Annotated in this window: 14 protein-coding genes; 8 read left to right on the top strand and 6 right to left on the bottom strand. The window is 68.2% G+C overall.

Annotated features, from left to right (window positions below; translation table 11 throughout):
* The 3 genes from G6N48_RS09340 to G6N48_RS09330 are packed head-to-tail and all read left to right on the top strand — an operon-like array spanning window position 1 to window position 2,055.
* Window positions 1–1,248: a cysteine desulfurase gene (locus tag G6N48_RS09340; RefSeq protein WP_085269632.1), complete on the top strand. Its 1,248-nt coding sequence runs from the start codon at window positions 1–3 to the stop codon at window positions 1,246–1,248.
* Window positions 1,245–1,733 carry a Fe-S cluster assembly sulfur transfer protein SufU gene (gene sufU, locus G6N48_RS09335; RefSeq protein WP_139825819.1) on the top strand — a complete coding sequence of 163 codons (489 nt, stop codon included), beginning with the start codon at window positions 1,245–1,247 and terminating at the stop codon, window positions 1,731–1,733. Before G6N48_RS09340 ends, sufU begins: the two co-directional genes overlap by 4 nt.
* Window positions 1,708–2,055, top strand: a complete 348-nt coding sequence (locus G6N48_RS09330; protein ID WP_085269630.1) for a metal-sulfur cluster assembly factor — start codon at window positions 1,708–1,710, stop codon at window positions 2,053–2,055. The genes sufU and G6N48_RS09330 overlap by 26 nt, the downstream gene beginning before the upstream one ends.
* A gap of 10 nt (window positions 2,056–2,065) precedes the next feature.
* Here the strand turns inward: G6N48_RS09330 and G6N48_RS09325 are convergent, their stop codons facing one another.
* The 3 genes from G6N48_RS09325 to G6N48_RS09315 form a co-directional block, all read right to left on the bottom strand.
* Window positions 2,066–2,710 (bottom strand): DUF5666 domain-containing protein, encoded by a 645-nt coding sequence (locus G6N48_RS09325; protein WP_232066585.1) that lies wholly within the window; start codon window positions 2,708–2,710, stop codon window positions 2,066–2,068.
* A 77-nt stretch (window positions 2,711–2,787) separates the two neighbouring features.
* A complete protein-coding gene (locus G6N48_RS09320) occupies window positions 2,788–3,573 on the bottom strand; it encodes a DUF5666 domain-containing protein (RefSeq protein ID WP_232066584.1) in 786 nt (261 codons plus the stop codon).
* Between the two features lie 78 nt (window positions 3,574–3,651).
* Window positions 3,652–5,478 (bottom strand): acyl-CoA dehydrogenase, encoded by a 1,827-nt coding sequence (locus tag G6N48_RS09315; protein WP_085269627.1) that lies wholly within the window; start codon window positions 5,476–5,478, stop codon window positions 3,652–3,654.
* Window positions 5,479–5,740: 262 nt separating this feature from the next.
* On the opposite strand from G6N48_RS09315, the gene trxA reads away from it, so the two are divergent.
* Complete coding sequence (gene trxA, locus G6N48_RS09310) at window positions 5,741–6,103, top strand: thioredoxin (RefSeq protein WP_085269626.1); 363 nt, start codon at window positions 5,741–5,743, stop codon at window positions 6,101–6,103.
* On the opposite strand, the gene G6N48_RS09305 is transcribed toward trxA, so the two are convergent.
* Complete coding sequence (locus G6N48_RS09305) at window positions 6,092–7,516, bottom strand: condensation domain-containing protein (protein WP_139825810.1); 1,425 nt, start codon at window positions 7,514–7,516, stop codon at window positions 6,092–6,094. The genes trxA and G6N48_RS09305 overlap by 12 nt on opposite strands.
* A gap of 267 nt (window positions 7,517–7,783) precedes the next feature.
* Between G6N48_RS09305 and G6N48_RS09300 the strand changes: the two genes are divergently transcribed.
* Both G6N48_RS09300 and G6N48_RS09295 read left to right on the top strand, forming a co-directional pair.
* The gene (locus G6N48_RS09300) at window positions 7,784–8,659 is read left to right on the top strand and encodes an enoyl-CoA hydratase (protein ID WP_139825809.1); all 876 of its coding nucleotides are present in this window, start codon (window positions 7,784–7,786) and stop codon (window positions 8,657–8,659) included.
* 56 nt (window positions 8,660–8,715) lie between these two features.
* Window positions 8,716–10,353: an ABC-F family ATP-binding cassette domain-containing protein gene (locus tag G6N48_RS09295; protein WP_085269625.1), complete on the top strand. Its 1,638-nt coding sequence runs from the start codon at window positions 8,716–8,718 to the stop codon at window positions 10,351–10,353.
* Window positions 10,354–10,379: 26 nt separating this feature from the next.
* Here the strand turns inward: G6N48_RS09295 and G6N48_RS09290 are convergent, their stop codons facing one another.
* Together G6N48_RS09290 and G6N48_RS09285 are read right to left on the bottom strand one after the other, a co-directional pair.
* Window positions 10,380–10,943, bottom strand: a complete 564-nt coding sequence (locus G6N48_RS09290) for a TetR/AcrR family transcriptional regulator (RefSeq protein WP_085269624.1) — start codon at window positions 10,941–10,943, stop codon at window positions 10,380–10,382.
* Between the two features lie 24 nt (window positions 10,944–10,967).
* A complete protein-coding gene (locus G6N48_RS09285) occupies window positions 10,968–13,781 on the bottom strand; it encodes an aconitate hydratase (protein ID WP_085269623.1) in 2,814 nt (937 codons plus the stop codon).
* A gap of 192 nt (window positions 13,782–13,973) precedes the next feature.
* Between G6N48_RS09285 and G6N48_RS09280 the strand changes: the two genes are divergently transcribed.
* Window positions 13,974–14,522 carry an Rv1476 family membrane protein gene (locus G6N48_RS09280; RefSeq protein WP_085269622.1) on the top strand — a complete coding sequence of 183 codons (549 nt, stop codon included), beginning with the start codon at window positions 13,974–13,976 and terminating at the stop codon, window positions 14,520–14,522.
* Window positions 14,523–14,740: 218 nt separating this feature from the next.
* Entirely contained in the window at window positions 14,741–16,159 is a 1,419-nt protein-coding gene (ripA, locus tag G6N48_RS09275) for an NlpC/P60 family peptidoglycan endopeptidase RipA (RefSeq protein ID WP_085269621.1), read from the top strand.
* The last annotated feature ends 16 nt before the right edge of the window (window positions 16,160–16,175 follow it).

Below are 16,175 nucleotides of genomic sequence, written 5' to 3'. Positions count from 1 at the left end.
ATGACCGCGACACCGCTGGACGTCGACGCGATCCGCGCTGACTTCCCGATCTTGAAGCGCGTCATGCGCGGTGGGAACCAGTTGGCCTATCTGGATTCCGGCGCCACCTCACAGCGCCCGTTGCAGGTCCTCGACGCCGAACGCGACTTCCTGATCAACTCCAACGGCGCGGTCCACCGCGGTGCGCACCAGCTCATGGAGGAGGCCACCGACGCCTACGAGCAGGGCCGCGCGGACGTCGCGGCATTCGTGGGCGCGGGCGCCGACGAGTTGGTGTTCACCCGCAACGCCACCGAGGCCCTCAACCTGGCGTCCTATGTGCTGGGCGACAACCGGTTCGACCGCTCGGTCGGCGAGGGCGACGTCATCGTCGTGACCGAGCTCGAGCACCACGCCAACCTGGTGCCCTGGCAGGAACTCGCCCGCCGCTCCGGCGCCACCTTGCGCTGGTACGGCGTCACGGACGACGGGCGTATCGACCTGGACTCCCTGCGGCTGGACGACCGCGTGAAAGTGGTGGCGTTCAGCCATCATTCCAACGTCACCGGTGCGGTGGCCCCGGTGGCCGAACTGGTCGCCCGGGCCCGGTCGGTGGGCGCGCTGACCGTGCTCGACGCCTGCCAGTCGGTGCCGCACCAGCCGGTCGACCTGGGCTCGCTGTGCGTCGACTTCGCCGCCTTCTCCGGGCACAAGATGCTGGGGCCCAACGGGATCGGCGCGTTGTACGCCCGAGGGGAGGTGCTGGCGGAGATGCCGCCGTTCCTCACCGGCGGGTCGATGATCGAGAACGTGACAATGGAGCACTCCACCTACGCGCCGGCGCCGCAGCGCTTCGAGGCGGGCACCCCGATGACGTCGCAGGTGGTCGGTCTCGGCGCGGCGGCCCGCTACCTGTCGGCGATCGGCATGGACGCGGTCGAAGCCCACGAACGCCGGCTGGTCGCCGCGGCCATCGAGGGACTGTCGGGCATCGACGGCGTGCGGATCCTCGGGCCGACGTCGATGGAGAACCGTGGCTCGCCGGTGGCTTTCGTCGTCGAGGGCGTGCACGCCCACGACGTGGGGCAGGTGCTCGACGACGACGGGGTCGCCGTGCGGGTGGGGCATCACTGCGCGATGCCGCTGCACCGCCGGTTCGGCATAGCGGCCACCGCGCGGGCGTCGTTCGCCGTGTACAACACCGACGACGAGGTGGACCGACTGGTGGCCGGCGTGCGACGTGCGCTCGAATTCTTCGGGAGAGACTGACCGTGCGCCTGGAACAGATCTATCAGGACGTGATCCTCGATCACTACAAGCATCCACAGCACCGTGGGCTGCGAGAGCCGTTCGGCGCCCAGGTGTTTCACGTCAACCCGACGTGCGGTGACGAGATCACCCTGCGCGTCGCGCTGTCCGGCGACGGCGAGACTGTCACCGACGTCTCCTATGACGGGCAGGGGTGCTCGATCAGCCAGGCCGCCACTTCGGTGCTCACGCAGCAGGTGATCGGCCAGAGCGTGCCCCAGGCGCTCGAGACGGTCAGCGCGTTCACCGAGATGGTGTCCTCGCGCGGCACCGTCGAGGGCGACGAGGACGTCCTGGGCGATGGCGTCGCGTTCGCCGGCGTGGCGAAGTACCCGGCGCGCGTCAAGTGCGCGCTGCTGGGCTGGATGGCTTTCAAAGACGCTCTGGCCCAAGCGGCCGCAGGTTTTCAGGAGGTTGAGGATGAGCGAGACCGCCGCACCGGGTGAGGAATTCCTGGCCGACGTCGAGGAGGCGATGCGCGACGTCGTCGACCCCGAGCTGGGCATCAACGTCGTGGACCTGGGACTGGTCTACGGCATGAATGTCGAGGAGGGCGAGGAGGGAACCGTGGCGCTCATCGACATGACCCTGACGTCGGCGGCCTGCCCGCTGACCGACGTGATCGAAGACCAGTCGCGCAGCGCGCTGGTCGGCAGCGGCCTGGTGGACGACCTGCGCATCAACTGGGTGTGGAATCCGCCGTGGGGCCCCGACAAGATCACCGAAGACGGACGCGAGCAGCTGCGCGCCCTGGGCTTCACCGTCTGACCTCGCTGCCCTACAGGTGAAAGTGGGGCAGGTGAAGGTGGTGGTGATGGTGCCCCATCGGGGGGCACGCCTGCAGGCTGATCATCGCCGCGTGCAGCACACCATCGATGGTGTCTCCCTGGGCGCCCATGCATTTGCCGTTCTGGATCGCCCGTGTGTCGGTGGCCGTCTGCATCGTGTATGAGGTCGCGTCGACGACGTTGACGTTGGTGGTCGCCGGCTGACCGCCGACACCCATGACCGTGATGGTGTTGCCCGACACCGCCGCGACCGTGCCGTAGAAGCCCGCCGGGGGCGGGCACCTGCCGTCGACGCCGGGCGTGATCGTCACGGTCTGCGCGGTGATCGCGCCACCGGCGGGCGGCCCGCTCTGCGGCGTGGCGCGGACGTTGACGCAGCTGCCGGGGGTGATGTCGCTCAGTTTTGCCGGGGCGACGTCCACCACCCGGGTGGCCGGTGTGAAGTCCACCGCCGCCGACCCGGTGCGGGTCCGCAGCCCGACCGCGGTGCCCGATACCGATTCGATCATCCCCTCGACGTAATCCTTGGCCACCGACGGCGCGGGCGGCGCCGCGGCCGGCACCGACGTGGGCGTCGTGGGGGGCGAGATGGCCGGCACGCGGCGCTTGCCGGAGCCGCCGACCGGACCCCACATGGCGAATCCGAATGCGATTGCGCCGACGACAACGGCGGCGACTCCGAGTCGCGCGAGGCCCGCGCGGGAAAGTGCGGTCAGCCGCCGTGTCCCGGGTGCGCGCCCGGGCCTTCGCACTTGCCGTTCTTGGCCGGGCGCAGCTGGATGCTGGTGGCCTGCAGCGCGTTGGCGTTGTCCATGGTCCCGCGCGCGTACAGGCACTTGCCCGGGGTGATGGCCTCAGTCGCGGCGGAGGTCTGCTTGGTGTACTTCGTCTTGTCGTCCACCGTCACGGCCGTCTGCTGGGTGTTCCCGCTGGCGTCGCTGCCCGTGACGTTGATGGTGTTACCCGTCACCGACGCCACCGCGCCGCGGATCGGCTTGGGCGGCGCGGGCGCGGGGGATCCGGGCGGCGCCGTGCTGCTGGAAGCGGCCGGGGGCTTCTGGGGTTGCGGGCAGGTGCCGTTGACGGCGGGGCTGACCTTCACCGAAGCGGCCGTCACCGGCTGGTTGCCCTGGGTCTCCTCCTTGACGGGACGCACGGTGACGCAGCTGCCCATGGTGACGTCGGCGAGCGCGGCCGGCGTGATCTCGAGGATCTTGGTGGTCGCGGTGAAGTTGACCGTCGCGTTGGTGTTGTCCTCTTTGGTGACCTGGATCGCGTTGCCGGCCACCGACGCGATGAGCCCGCTGACCTTCGCTTCGCCCTGAGCCGGCGCCGTGGCGGTGGTGGTCGAGGTCGTCGTCGAGGTGGACGTGGAGGTCGAGGTGGACGCCGACTTGTTCGAGGAACCGCACGCGGCGACCGACAGCGCGGTGGCTCCGGCGACTGCGACGACCGCGAGGCGGGTTAACCGGGACGTGGGACAACTGGCAGGTATCAACGTTTCTCCAATCGTGGGTGGGCCCACGGAAACATTTACCCGTTGAAGCTGTAGGTAAACTGTGTGTAACTCGCGCTGTCAGAACGCCTGCTCGGAAATGCGCATGATGTCGTCGTCGATCGAGTCGAGGACATGGCGCAGCGCGGTCAGCCTGGGAAGCATGTTCTTGGCGAAGAACGACGCGGTCGCCACCTTGCCGCGGTAGAAGGCGGCGTCCTTGTCGGCGCCGCGCTCGAGCGCCGCGTGTGCGATGCCGGCCTGCGCCAGCAACCGCCACCCGATCAGCAGGTCGCCGACCGCCAGCAGGTAACGCACCGATCCGAGACCCACCTTGTAGATGTCGGTGGGGTGTTGGGTCGCGGACATCAGGTATGCGGTCATGGCGGCGGTCATCGCCGTGACGTCGTCGAGCGCGGTCTGCAGCAGCTGGGCCTGGGGCTTCAGCGCCTCGTCGCAGGTGTCGATGGTGCGACTGACCTGGGAGGTCAGGAACTGCAACGCCTGGCCCCGGTCGCGGACGATCTTGCGGAAGAAGAAGTCCAGCGCCTGAATCGCCGTGGTGCCCTCGTAGAGGGAGTCGATCTTGGAGTCGCGGATGTACTGTTCGAGCGGGTAGTCCTGCAGGAAGCCGGAACCGCCCAGCGTCTGCAGCGACTCGGTCAGCACCTCGTAGGCGCGCTCGGAGCTCACCCCCTTGACGATCGGCAACAACAGGTCGTCGATGCGGTGCGCCATATCGTGGTCGGCCCCCGAAACGCGTTGTGCCACAGCATCGTCTTGATGCGCCGCCGCGTACATGTAGAGCGCCCGCAGGCCCTCCGCGTACGCCTTCTGCGTCATCAGGCTCCGGCGCACGTCGGGGTGGTGAATGATGGTCACCCGCGGCGCGGTCTTGTCCGACATCTGCGTCAGATCCGCGCCCTGCACCCGCTGTTTGGCGAAGGCCAGGGCGTTCAGGTAGCCGGTGGACAGGGTGCCCGCGGCCTTCACGCCGATTGTCATGCGCGCGTACTCGATCACGGTGAACATCTGCGCGATCCCGTTGTGCACGTCGCCGACGAGGTAGCCGACGGCGGGCACATCGGTTGCGCCGAAGGTCATTTCGCACGTGGGGGAGGACTTGATGCCCATCTTGTGTTCCAGGCCGGTGGCGTAAACCCCGTTGCGCGGGCCGAGTTCGAACGTCTCGGGGTCGAAGAGGTACTTGGGCACGTAGAACAGGCTCAGCCCCTTCGTGCCCGGCCCGGCCCCCTCGGGGCGGGCCAGCACCAGGTGGAAGATGTTCTCGGCGGTGTCGCCGACGTCCCCGCCGGAGATGAACCGTTTGACGCCTTCGATGTGCCAGGTGCCGTCCGGCTGCTCGATGGCCTTGGCGCGGCCCGCGCCGACGTCGGAGCCCGCGTCCGGTTCGGTGAGCACCATGGTGGCCTGCCAGCCGCGTTCGGTGCCCTCGGCCGCCCAGCGCCGCTGCTCGTCGTTGCCCTCGAGGAACAGCGCGTGCGCCATGAACGGGCCCAGACAGAAGAAATTCGCGGCCGGATTGGCGCACACGATCATCTCGTTGACCGCCCAGGCCAACGGCGGCGGCGCCGGCATCCCTCCGATCTCTTCGGCCAGGCCCAGCCGCCACCACCCGGCCTCCTTGATCGCCTCGACGGTCTTGGCCAGCTCGGGCGGCACGCTGATGCTGTGCTCGGCCGGGTCGAACGCCGGTGGGTTGCGGTCGGCGCACGCGAAGGATTCGGCTACCGGGCCCTCCGCCAGGCGGGCGGCCTCGGCCAGGATGGTGCGGACGGTCTCCTCGTCCAGATCGGCATAGCGACCGGTGCCCAGTACGGCGCCGACATCGAGGTCCTCGAACAAATTGAACTCGAGGTCGCGAACGTTTGCGATGTAGTGGCCCAACGCGATTCCCTCCGTTGGCGGATCATCCGCGCTCAGTCTTGCGGACGCGGGAAAACGTACGCAACCGTAACCTCGGGCGGTGTCGCGGAAGGTTACGCGCCGGTTTCCTGTGGGCTGCGCCGCAGACCGCGACCGCCTACGTGGTGGGCGCGCTTTGGGGGCTTACCATGTGCCGGAGGCTAATTCGATGTCCTGGCCCACCCGCGGCGCCGCGGCCCGCTCGCCGGGGAACATCGGGGCACCCCACGGCGTTGGGGAAACTGTGACAACAGTGGATCTCACAGCCGAGAAATTCAACGAGACCATCGAGGGCAACGACATCGTCCTCGTCGACTTCTGGGCGTCCTGGTGCGGCCCGTGCCGCCAATTCGCGCCGACTTTCCAGGCGTCGTCCGACAAGCACCCCGACATCGTGTTCGCCAAGGTTGACACCGAGGCCGAGCAACAGCTCGCGGCGGCCGCCCAGATCCGGTCCATTCCCACGCTGATGGCCTTCAAGAAGGGCAAGCTGCTCTTCAACCAGCCCGGGGCGTTGCCGGCGGCGGCGCTCGAGGACCTGGTGCAGCAGGTCAAATCCTTCGACGTCGAGGCGGCGGGGGCCGAGCAGGCCCCGTCAGACCAGTAGTCGCTGAAACTGCGCGGCGCCGCGGCCCGCGGCGACGCGCTGGTAGATGGATTTCAGGGTGTCCAGATACCGGCTGACCGATTCGCGCGCGACCGGGTTGTCCGGGAAGAAGACGATGATCTGCGTCTCCTTCTCGTAGCGGTTCACCCGCAGGTCGAACCGGGCCGGAACCCCGCCGTCGTGGTAGATCTTGATGTTCGTGCCGCCGAGCTCGGAGTTGACGATGGTCGACAGCGGCGGGCTGCTGGCGTCGAGGTGGAAGAGCAGGGGCACCCGCTGCTGGGGCATGTGCAGCCACGGGGCCAGTTCCAGCACGCGGTTGAACGGCACCTCGGCCAGCTCTTTGCCGTCGTCGAACGACTTTTGGGCGGCGCGGGCGGTGTCGGCGAACGACGCGGGGTTGACCGGCACGGTGATCGGGCAGAAGCCGGTGAACCACCCGATGGTCAGGAAGTCCGCCGGGGTGCTGCGCAGGTCGCGGGCGATCAGCCCGTAATAGGTGTCGGCGCCGGTCAGCTCGTATTGGGCGAGCGCGGCGCAGGCGAACACGCCTCCGCTGAAGCGGGCGCCGGCGGCCAGGCACGCTGCTTCGAAGTCGGCGGTCTGCCGCTCGTCCATCACCTGCACGAACATCAGATCGCATGAGCCCGACCCGTCGCCGAGCGACACCGGCAGCTCCGGCAGGGTCCCGTCGTTGCTCTCGAAGAAGTCGACCCAGGAACGGATCTGCGGGGAGTTCAGGTCCAGCGCGGACGTGAGCTGGTGCTGCCGAACGGCGTAATTTTCGTAGCTGCCCGGAGGCGGGAGCGAGATGGGCGCCCCCCCGGCGAGCAGGGCGTTGTACATCAGGTAGAACTCCACGCTCATCGCGCCGATGAATTGCGCGTCGATGTAGAGGTGGTCGATCACGAAACAGAACGTGAAATCGTCGGGCCGCTGAATAACCGCGAAGCGGAAACAATCCCATTCCAACGGTGTCGGCGTCTCCAGGATGTGCTGCCGCCATGCCTGCGGGGTCATTTCGCCGTGTCTGACCGGCACCATGTTGATGTCGTTCGGGTTGCCGACGGTGTGCCGCAGGATCTCGTCGTGCTCGGCGCACTCGAACCAGCTGTGGTAGGTGTCGTGCCGGCGCAGGTGCGCGTTGATGACGTAGGTCAGCACCCGGGTGTCGCACTGGCCGGGCATGTCCCAGCTCCCGATGCACAGCCGCGACATGTCGACGCCGCGGGTGGCGTGGTCACGGAAATTCCGCAGGTGACGGGCCTGCTGATGGCTGGCCGGAACGGCGCTGACGGGGGCTTGACGGACCTTGGCAAGCGACGCGGGCGAGGGGTGCCAGCACACGACGTTACCGGGGGCGGGCACCCAGTCGTCGATCGATCCGAACGCCTCCCTTCCTGGGACGAACAAAGTGCCTCCCTAGTGCGCCAGCCAGCTGCCCGCGGGTATTCGAGTGCGGCGAAACGTCACGGCGACGTTGCCGGCAGCACACCCGCGACCCATGCTTGAACATCGTTGCGGGACAGTGCGTTCCCCCACTAAACCGAACATCCGGGCCGTAGCTCGTTCAATGCGTCCAATGCTGCAAAAGATAGCAGACGTAACGAAACCGGGCGGGAAGTTCGGCGAAATCGACCGTGATCAGTCCCACTTGCCGGCCCATTTTCGCCCCGGGGAATGTTCGCTGGGTGGGGCGCCGCGCGGCGGGCGCGTTACCTTTCACGGGTGAGTTTGGTACTGATGGAGCACCCGCGCCCGGGCGTCGCGCTGATAACCCTCAATCGGCCCGAGCGAATGAATTCAATGGCGTTCGACGTCATGGTCCCGCTCAAACAGGCACTCGAGACCGTCACGTACGACAATTCCGTGCGGGTGGTGGTCTTGACCGGGGCGGGCAGAGGGTTCTCCTCCGGTGCGGATCACAAGTCCGCGGGCACGGTGCCCAACGTCGACGGGCTGACCCGCCCGACGTACGCGCTGCGCTCCATGGAGTTGCTCGACGACGTCATCCTGGCGCTGCGGCGGCTGCACCAGCCGGTGATCGCGGCGGTCAACGGCGCGGCCATCGGCGGCGGGCTGTGCCTGGCGCTGGCCGCCGACATCCGGGTGGCATCGACCGGCGCCTACTTCCGGGCGGCGGGCATCAACAACGGGCTGACCGCCAGCGAGTTGGGGCTGAGCTACCTGCTGCCCCGGGCCATCGGTTCGTCGCGCGCCTTCGAGATCATGCTGACCGGTCGCGACGTCACCGCCGAGGAGGCCGAGCGGATCGGGCTGGTGTCGTGTCAGGTGCCCGAAGAGCAGCTGCTGGACACCTGTTACGCCATCGCCGCGCGGATGGCGGCCTTCTCGCGGCCGGGCATCGAGTTGACCAAACGCACCCTGTGGAGTGGACTGGACGCCGGTAGCCTGGAGGGGCACATGCAAGCCGAAGGCTTGGGCCAGCTTTTCGTCCGACTGCTCACCGCCAACTTCGAAGAAGCGGTTGCCGCGCGCGCAGAACGCCGACCAGCGGTCTTCACGGACGACAAACAAGCCACGGAAGACAAATAAGCGGCGACGAGTAAGCCGCGGACGACAAATAAGCAAAGACACACCGGGGAGCGAATGTGATCACTGCCACGGACCTCGAGGTCCGCGCCGGTGCGCGCATCCTGCTGTCGCCCGACGGCCCGGACCTGCGCGTGCAGCCCGGCGACCGCATCGGTCTGGTCGGGCGCAACGGCGCCGGCAAGACCACCACCTTGCGCATCCTCGCGGGCGAAAGCGAGCCGTACGCCGGGTCGCTGGCCCGTACCGGCGAGATCGGTTATCTGCCACAGGATCCCAAGGAGGGTGATCTCGACGTGCTGGCCCGCGACCGGGTGTTGTCGGCTCGCGGGCTCGACGTCCTGCTCACCGATCTGGAGAAGCAGCAGGCGCTGATGGCCGAGGTCGCCGACGACGAGGCCCGCGACCGCGCGATCCGTCGCTACGGGCAACTGGAGGAGCGTTTCGTCGCCCTGGGCGGCTACGGTGCGGAAAGTGAAGCCAGCCGCATCTGCGCGAGTCTGGGCCTGCCGGACCGGGTGCTGACGCAGAAGCTGCGCACGCTGTCGGGCGGGCAGCGACGCCGGGTCGAGCTGGCGCGCATTCTGTTCGCCGCCTCCGAAGGGGGGGCGGGAGCCTCGGGGTCGGGAACCACGCTGCTGCTCGACGAGCCGACCAACCACCTCGACGCGGACTCGATCGGCTGGCTGCGGGACTTCTTGCGGGCGCACACGGGCGGGCTCGTGATCATCAGCCACAACGTCGATTTGCTCGCCGACGTCGTCAACCGGGTGTGGTTCCTGGACGCCGTGCGCGGCGAGGTCGACGTCTACAACATGACCTGGCAGAAGTACCTGGACGCGCGGGCCACCGACGAGCAACGTCGCCGCCGGGAACGTGCCAACGCCGAACGCAAGGCCGCCGCGTTGCGCACCCAGGCCGCCAAACTGGGCGCGAAGGCCACCAAAGCCGTTGCCGCGCAGAATATGCTGCGCCGGGCCGACCGAATGATGGCCTCCCTCGACGAGGAGCGGGTCGGCGACAAGGTCGCCCGGATCAAGTTCCCCGTCCCCGCCCCGTGCGGGCGCACGCCACTGATGGCCAAGGGGCTGAGCAAATCCTACGGTTCGCTGGAGGTGTTCACGGGGCTGGACCTGGCCATCGACCGCGGCTCGCGCGTGGTGGTGCTGGGCCTCAACGGCGCCGGCAAGACCACGCTGCTGCGGATGCTGGCCGGCGTCGAGAGTCCCGACACCGGCGGCCTCGAGCCCGGACACGGTTTGCGGATAGGCTATTTCGCGCAGGAGCACGACACCCTCGACAACGACGCCAGCGTCTGGCACAACATCCGGCATGCCGCCCCCGACACGGGCGAACAGGATCTGCGCGGCCTGCTCGGCGCGTTCATGTTCAGCGGGCCGCAGCTCGACCAACTGGCGGGCACGCTGTCCGGCGGCGAGAAGACCAGGCTCGCCCTGGCCGGGCTGGTGGCGTCGACGGCGAACGTCCTGCTGCTCGACGAGCCAACCAACAACCTCGATCCGGCCTCGCGCGAGCAGGTGCTCGACGCGCTGCGCAGCTACCAGGGCGCGGTGGTGCTGGTGACGCACGACCCCGGCGCGGCCGAGGCGCTCGACCCGCAGCGCGTCGTCCTGCTGCCCGACGGCACCGAGGACTTCTGGTCCGAGCAATACCGCGATCTCATCGAGTTGGCTTAGGGATAGCGCGAAACCGGCCGACGTGTTTAGTTGCGGCGCACCGAGTTCTCCACCAGGTCGAGGACCGCGGCCAGCCGCTGCGGATCCTCGCCCGAGGCCAGCCGCGCCACCAAACCGTCGAGGACCAGCTCCAGGTAGCACTGCAGCACGTCGCCGGGGACGTCGTCGCGCACCCGCTGCGCCTCCTTCTGCCGGCGCAGCCGGTCGGTCGTCGCCGCGGCCAGCTCCGCGGAGCGTTCCGCCCAGCCACGGCTGAAGGCAGGGTCGTTGCGGAGCTTGCGCGCGATCTCCAGCCTTGTTGCCAGCCAGTCGAATTGGTCCGGCGCGGCGAGCATGTCGCGCATCACCTGGATCAGGCCCTCGCGCGACGCCACGTCGGCCATCCGCTCGGCGTCCTCGTGCGCCAACGCGAAGAACAGCGCGTCTTTGTCGCGGAAGTGGTGAAAGATCGCTCCGCGCGACATCCCGATCGCCTGTTCGAGCCGGCGCACCGTCGCCTTGTCGTAACCGTATTGGGCGAAGCACCGGCGTGCGCCGTCCAGGATCTGGCGACGACGGGCCGCCAGATGGTCCTGGCTGACTTTTGGCATGACCAGGGAGTCGGTCGGCCGGGGCTACGACTTCAGCATGTTGCGCAGGACGTACTGCAAGATGCCGCCGTTGCGGTAGTAGCTGGCTTCGCCCGGGGTGTCGATGCGCACCACGGCGTCGAACTCGATCGGGTCGCCGCCCTCCTTGACGGCCTTGACGTGGACCGTCTTCGGCGTCTTGCCGTCGTTGAGGGCTTCGATGCCGGTGATGTCGAAGACCTCGGTGCCGTCCAGCCCCAGCGACCCCGCCGACTTGCCGTCGGGGAACTGCAGCGGGATCACGCCCATGCCGATCAGGTTGGAGCGGTGGATCCGCTCGAAGGACTCGGCGATCACCGCGCGCACGCCCAGCAGCAGCGTGCCCTTGGCCGCCCAGTCTCGCGACGACCCGGATCCATACTCCTTGCCGCCCAGCACCACCAACGGAATGCCCTGCGCCGCATAGTTTTGCGCGGCGTCGTAGATGAACGCCTGCGGGCCGCCGTCCTGGGTGAAGTCGCGGGTGTAGCCGCCGGACACGTCGTCGAGCAGCAGGTTGCGCAGCCGGATGTTGGCGAAGGTGCCGCGGATCATCACCTCGTGGTTGCCGCGCCGCGAGCCGAAGGAGTTGTAGTCCTTGCGGTCCACGCCGTGCTCGTCGAGGTACTTCGCGGCCGGCGTGCCCGGCTTGATGCTCCCGGCGGGGGAGATGTGGTCGGTGGTCACCGAATCACCCAGCAGTGCAAGGACTCTGGCACCGCTGATATCGCGGACCGGCTCGGGCTCGGCCGCCATCCCGTCGAAGTACGGGGGCTTGCGCACGTACGTCGAGTCGTCCGCCCACTCGAAGGTGTCGCCGCTCGGGGTCGGCAGGTTGCGCCACCGCTCGTCGCCCTTGAACACGTCGGCGTAGTTCTTGGTGAACATCTCCTGGCTGATCGCCGAGGCGATGGTGTCCGAGACGTCCTGCTGCGACGGCCAGATGTCTTTCAGGAAGACGTCGTTGCCGTCCTTGTCCTGCCCCAGCGGCTCGGAGTCGAAGTCGAAGTCCATGGTCCCCGCCAGCGCGTAGGCGACCACCAGCGGCGGTGACGCCAGGTAGTTCATCTTCACGTCGGGGTTGATGCGGCCCTCGAAGTTGCGGTTGCCCGACAGCACCGCGGAGACCGCGAGGTCGTTGTCGTTGACCGCCTTGGAGACCTCCTCGGGCAGCGGGCCGGAGTTGCCGATGCACGTGGTGCAGCCGTAGCCGACGAGGTAGAACCCCAGCTTCTCCAGATAGGGCCACAGCCCGGCCTTTTCGTAGTAGTCGCTGACCACCTGCGAGCCCGGCGCCATCGACGTCTTCACCCACGGCTTGGACGTCAGCCCCTTCTCGACGGCGTTGCGGGCCAGCAGCGCGGCGCCCAGCATCACCTCGGGGTTGGAGGTGTTGGTGCACGACGTTACCGCCGCGATCACCACCGCGCCGTGGTCGAGCACGAATTCGCCGTACTCGTCGGAACGCACCGTCACCGGATTGGTCGGGCGGCCGTTCGAGTGTTCGGCGGCGGACGCCACCTGGGGGAGGTCGTCGGCGTGGTCGTTCGACGGCGACGCGGGGTCGCTGGCCGGGAACGTCTCCTCGACCACCTCGTCGAGCTTGGAGTAGCCCTGTGCGCCGTCGTCGTCGCCGACGTAGGTGGGGATCTGCTCGCGGAACGTGGCCTTGGCCTGCGACAGCGGGATCCGGTCCTGCGGCCGCTTCGGTCCGGCGATCGAGGGCACCACGTCCGACAGGTCGAGTTCGAGGTACTCGGAGAAGGCCGGCTCGTGCTCGGGGTCGTGCCACATGCCCTGCTCTTTGGCGTAGGCCTCGACCAGCGCCAGCTGTTCGGGCTTACGGCCGGTGAACCTCAGGTACGAGATGGTTTCCTCGTCGATCGGGAAAATGGCGGCGGTGGAGCCGAATTCGGGGCTCATGTTGCCCAGGGTGGCGCGGTTGGCCAACGGCACCCGCGCGACGCCCTCGCCGTAGAACTCGACGAACTTGCCGACCACCCCGTGCTTGCGCAGCATCTCGGTGACGGTCAGCACGACGTCGGTGGCGGTCACGCCGGCCTTGATCTCACCGGTCAGCTTGAAGCCGACGACCCGCGGGATCAGCATCGACACCGGCTGGCCCAGCATCGCGGCCTCCGCCTCGATCCCGCCGACGCCCCAGCCGAGCACGCCGAGGCCGTTGACCATCGTCGTGTGCGAGTCGGTGCCCACGCAGGTGTCCGGGTAGGCCACGCCGTCGCGCTCCATCACCACGCGTGCCAGGTACTCGATGTTGACCTGGTGCACGATGCCGGTGCCCGGGGGAACCACCTTGAAGTCGGCGAAAGCCCCTTGGCCCCAACGCAGGAACTGGTAGCGCTCGCCGTTGCGCTGGTACTCGATCTCCACGTTGCGCTCGAACGCGTCGGCCCGTCCGAACAGGTCGGCGATCACCGAGTGGTCGATCACCAGATCGGCCGGCGCCAGCGGGTTGACCTTCTCCGCTTTGCCGCCGAGATCGCCGATGGCCTCGCGCATGGTAGCCAGGTCGACGATGCAGGGGACGCCGGTGAAGTCCTGCATCACCACGCGGGCCGGCGTGTACTGAATCTCAATGCTGGGCTCCGCCTTGGGGTCCCAGTTCGCGATGGCCTCGATGTGCTCCTTGGTGATGTCGCTTCCGTCCTCGTTGCGGAGCAGGTTCTCGGCGAGGACTTTGAGGCTGTAGGGGAGCTTCTCGGTATTGGCGACGGCGTCCAGGCGATAGATCTGGTAGCTGTTGTCGCCGACCGTCAGGGTGTCGCGGGCTCCGAACGAGTTCACCGATTCCTTGCTCATCACATCAACTCCCGAGATTCAGTTCATGCCGCCGACGGGCCGTGTCGTCGGCCGCGTGCAACTTTAACAGTACGCTTGTCCTGCATAGCGCCGGGCGCTCGCACACCCCAGTCTTGTCGCGATGCGCGTGCGTTTAAACCCCCGGTTGCACGTCGCGTACGGTGCTCGTAGCCCTACCGCAGGAGGCACATCATGACTTTCGGCTCGCACCCGGTCCTGCCCGCCTACATCCCGGTCGACGTGGACATGGCCGCGGTCAAGGCTCAGGTGGCCGCCGACTCCGTCAGCGCCCCGCCGGCGGCTGTGCCCGGCCTGCTCGCCGTGGTGAACCAGGCGCGCGCCGACGGCATCAACCTCAAGGTCGTGCTGCTCGACCACAACCCCCCGAACGACACCCCGCTGCGCGACATCTCCACCGTCGTGGGCGCCGACTACCACGACGCCACCGTGCTGACGCTGAGCCCGAGCTATGTCGGCAGCTACAGCACGCAGTTCCCCCGGGTGACGCTGGAGGCGGGCGAGGACATCGCCAAGACCGGCAACGCCGTGCAGTCGGCGCAGAATTTCCTGCACGAGCTTGAAGCCCCCGAGTTCCCCTGGACGGGTCTCACCATCTGCCTGCTCGTCGGCGTGCTCGCGGCGGCCGTCGGCACCCGGCTGCTGCAGGTGCGCGCCAGGCGGGCAGCAACGTCGTCGGCGGCCGGCCCCGCCCCGTCTGAGCAGCCGGGGAGCAGCGCCTAATCGCGCGTCGCAAACTCTCACTCTCTGCACGGGCAAACTGCGCAGATCACCGTTCGATCACAGTAAACGCACGTCCAGAGTGCGATTTATGAGGTCTGTTTCCCCCGCGTCCCATGTGACGTACGGTGCGAATGATGCTCGTGTTATTCATGGTGCCTCCCGGGGACGGGGCGGCTGGCGCCGCCCGTCCACGTTGAGCCGTAGGAGACCTGAGTCGAATGGGACGAACACGCTGGGGATCCTCTACGCGGCGGCTGGTGCGACCGGTCGTGCCCTCGGTGTTGAGCCTCGCGGTGCTGCTGTGCACGCCGGGCCTGGCACACGCCGACGACACCCTGGCGTCGCTGATCGCCAACGTCGCCAACGCCAACCAGCGTCTGCAGGACCTGAGTGCCGAGATCCAGACCGAGCAGGAAAGCGTCAACAAGGCACTGGTCGACGTCGAAACCTCGCGGGACAACGTCGCCGCGGCCCAACACGACCTGGAGGCCAGTCAACAGGCCGTCAAGGACGCCAACGGCGCGATCTCCGCCGCGCAGCGCCGCTTCGACACGTTCGCGGCGGCCACGTACATGAACGGCCCGTCGGGCAGCTACCTCACCGCGAGCAGCCCCGAGGACATCATCGACACCGCGTCCACGGCCCGGACGCTGACCGCGAGCTCCGAAGCGGTGCTGACCAAGCTGCAACGGGCACGCACCGAGCAGGTCAACAAGGAGTCGGCCGCGCGGCTGGCCAAGCAGCAGGCCGACCGGGCCGCCGCCGACGCGAAGGCCAGCCAGGACGCGGCGGTGGCGGCGCTGTCGAACTCCAAGCGCAAGTTCGACGAACAGCGTGGCGAGATCGTGCGTTTGGCCGCGGCGCGCGACGAGGCGCAGGCAAAACTCGAGGCGGCCCGACGCGAGGCGGTAAGCGAGTGGTCGACGGGCCGCGGCGGGCCGACCGGCGCCGCGTCGGGCGACCGGTGGGACGGCGCCCCGGGCGCGTCCGCGCCGTCGGCGGGCGCCCGCAAGTGGGACGGGGCCTGGGATCCCACGCTGCCCATGGTGCCCAGCGCCAACGTTCCCGGTGACCCCATCGCGGTGATCAACCAGGTCCTCGGCATCTCGGCGACCTCGACACAGGTCACCGCCCAGATGGGCCGCGGTTTCCTGCAGCAGATGGGGATTCTCAAGCCCGACGACACCGGCATCAACAACGCCACGCCGGGCGGCCGGATCCCGCGGGTGTACGGGCGGCAGGCGACCGAGTACGTGATCCGGCGCGGCATGTCGCAGGTCGGGGTGCCTTATTCCTGGGGTGGCGGTAACGCCGCCGGACCGAGCCACGGCATCGACTCCGGGGCGGGCATCACCGGCTTCGACTGCTCGGGCCTGGTGCTGTACTCGTTCGCCGGTGTCGGCATCAAGCTGCCCCACTACTCGGGCGCGCAGTACAACCTGGGCCGCAAGATCCCGTCGTCGCAGATGCGCCGCGGCGACGTCATCTTCTACGGTCCCGGCGGCAGCCAGCACGTCACGATCTACCTCGGTCAAGGTCAGATGCTCGAGGCCCCCGACATCGGCCTGAAGGTCCGCGTCGCGCCGGTGCGCACCAGCGGCATGACGCCCTACGTGGTCCGCTACATCGAGTGGTGAATCTGTGAGCATTGAA

Origin of the sequence: Mycobacterium parmense (assembly GCF_010730575.1) — a bacterium.
GTDB classification, from domain to species: Bacteria; Actinomycetota; Actinomycetes; order Mycobacteriales; family Mycobacteriaceae; genus Mycobacterium; species Mycobacterium parmense.
This window is presented reverse-complemented; position numbering and strand designations above follow the sequence as displayed.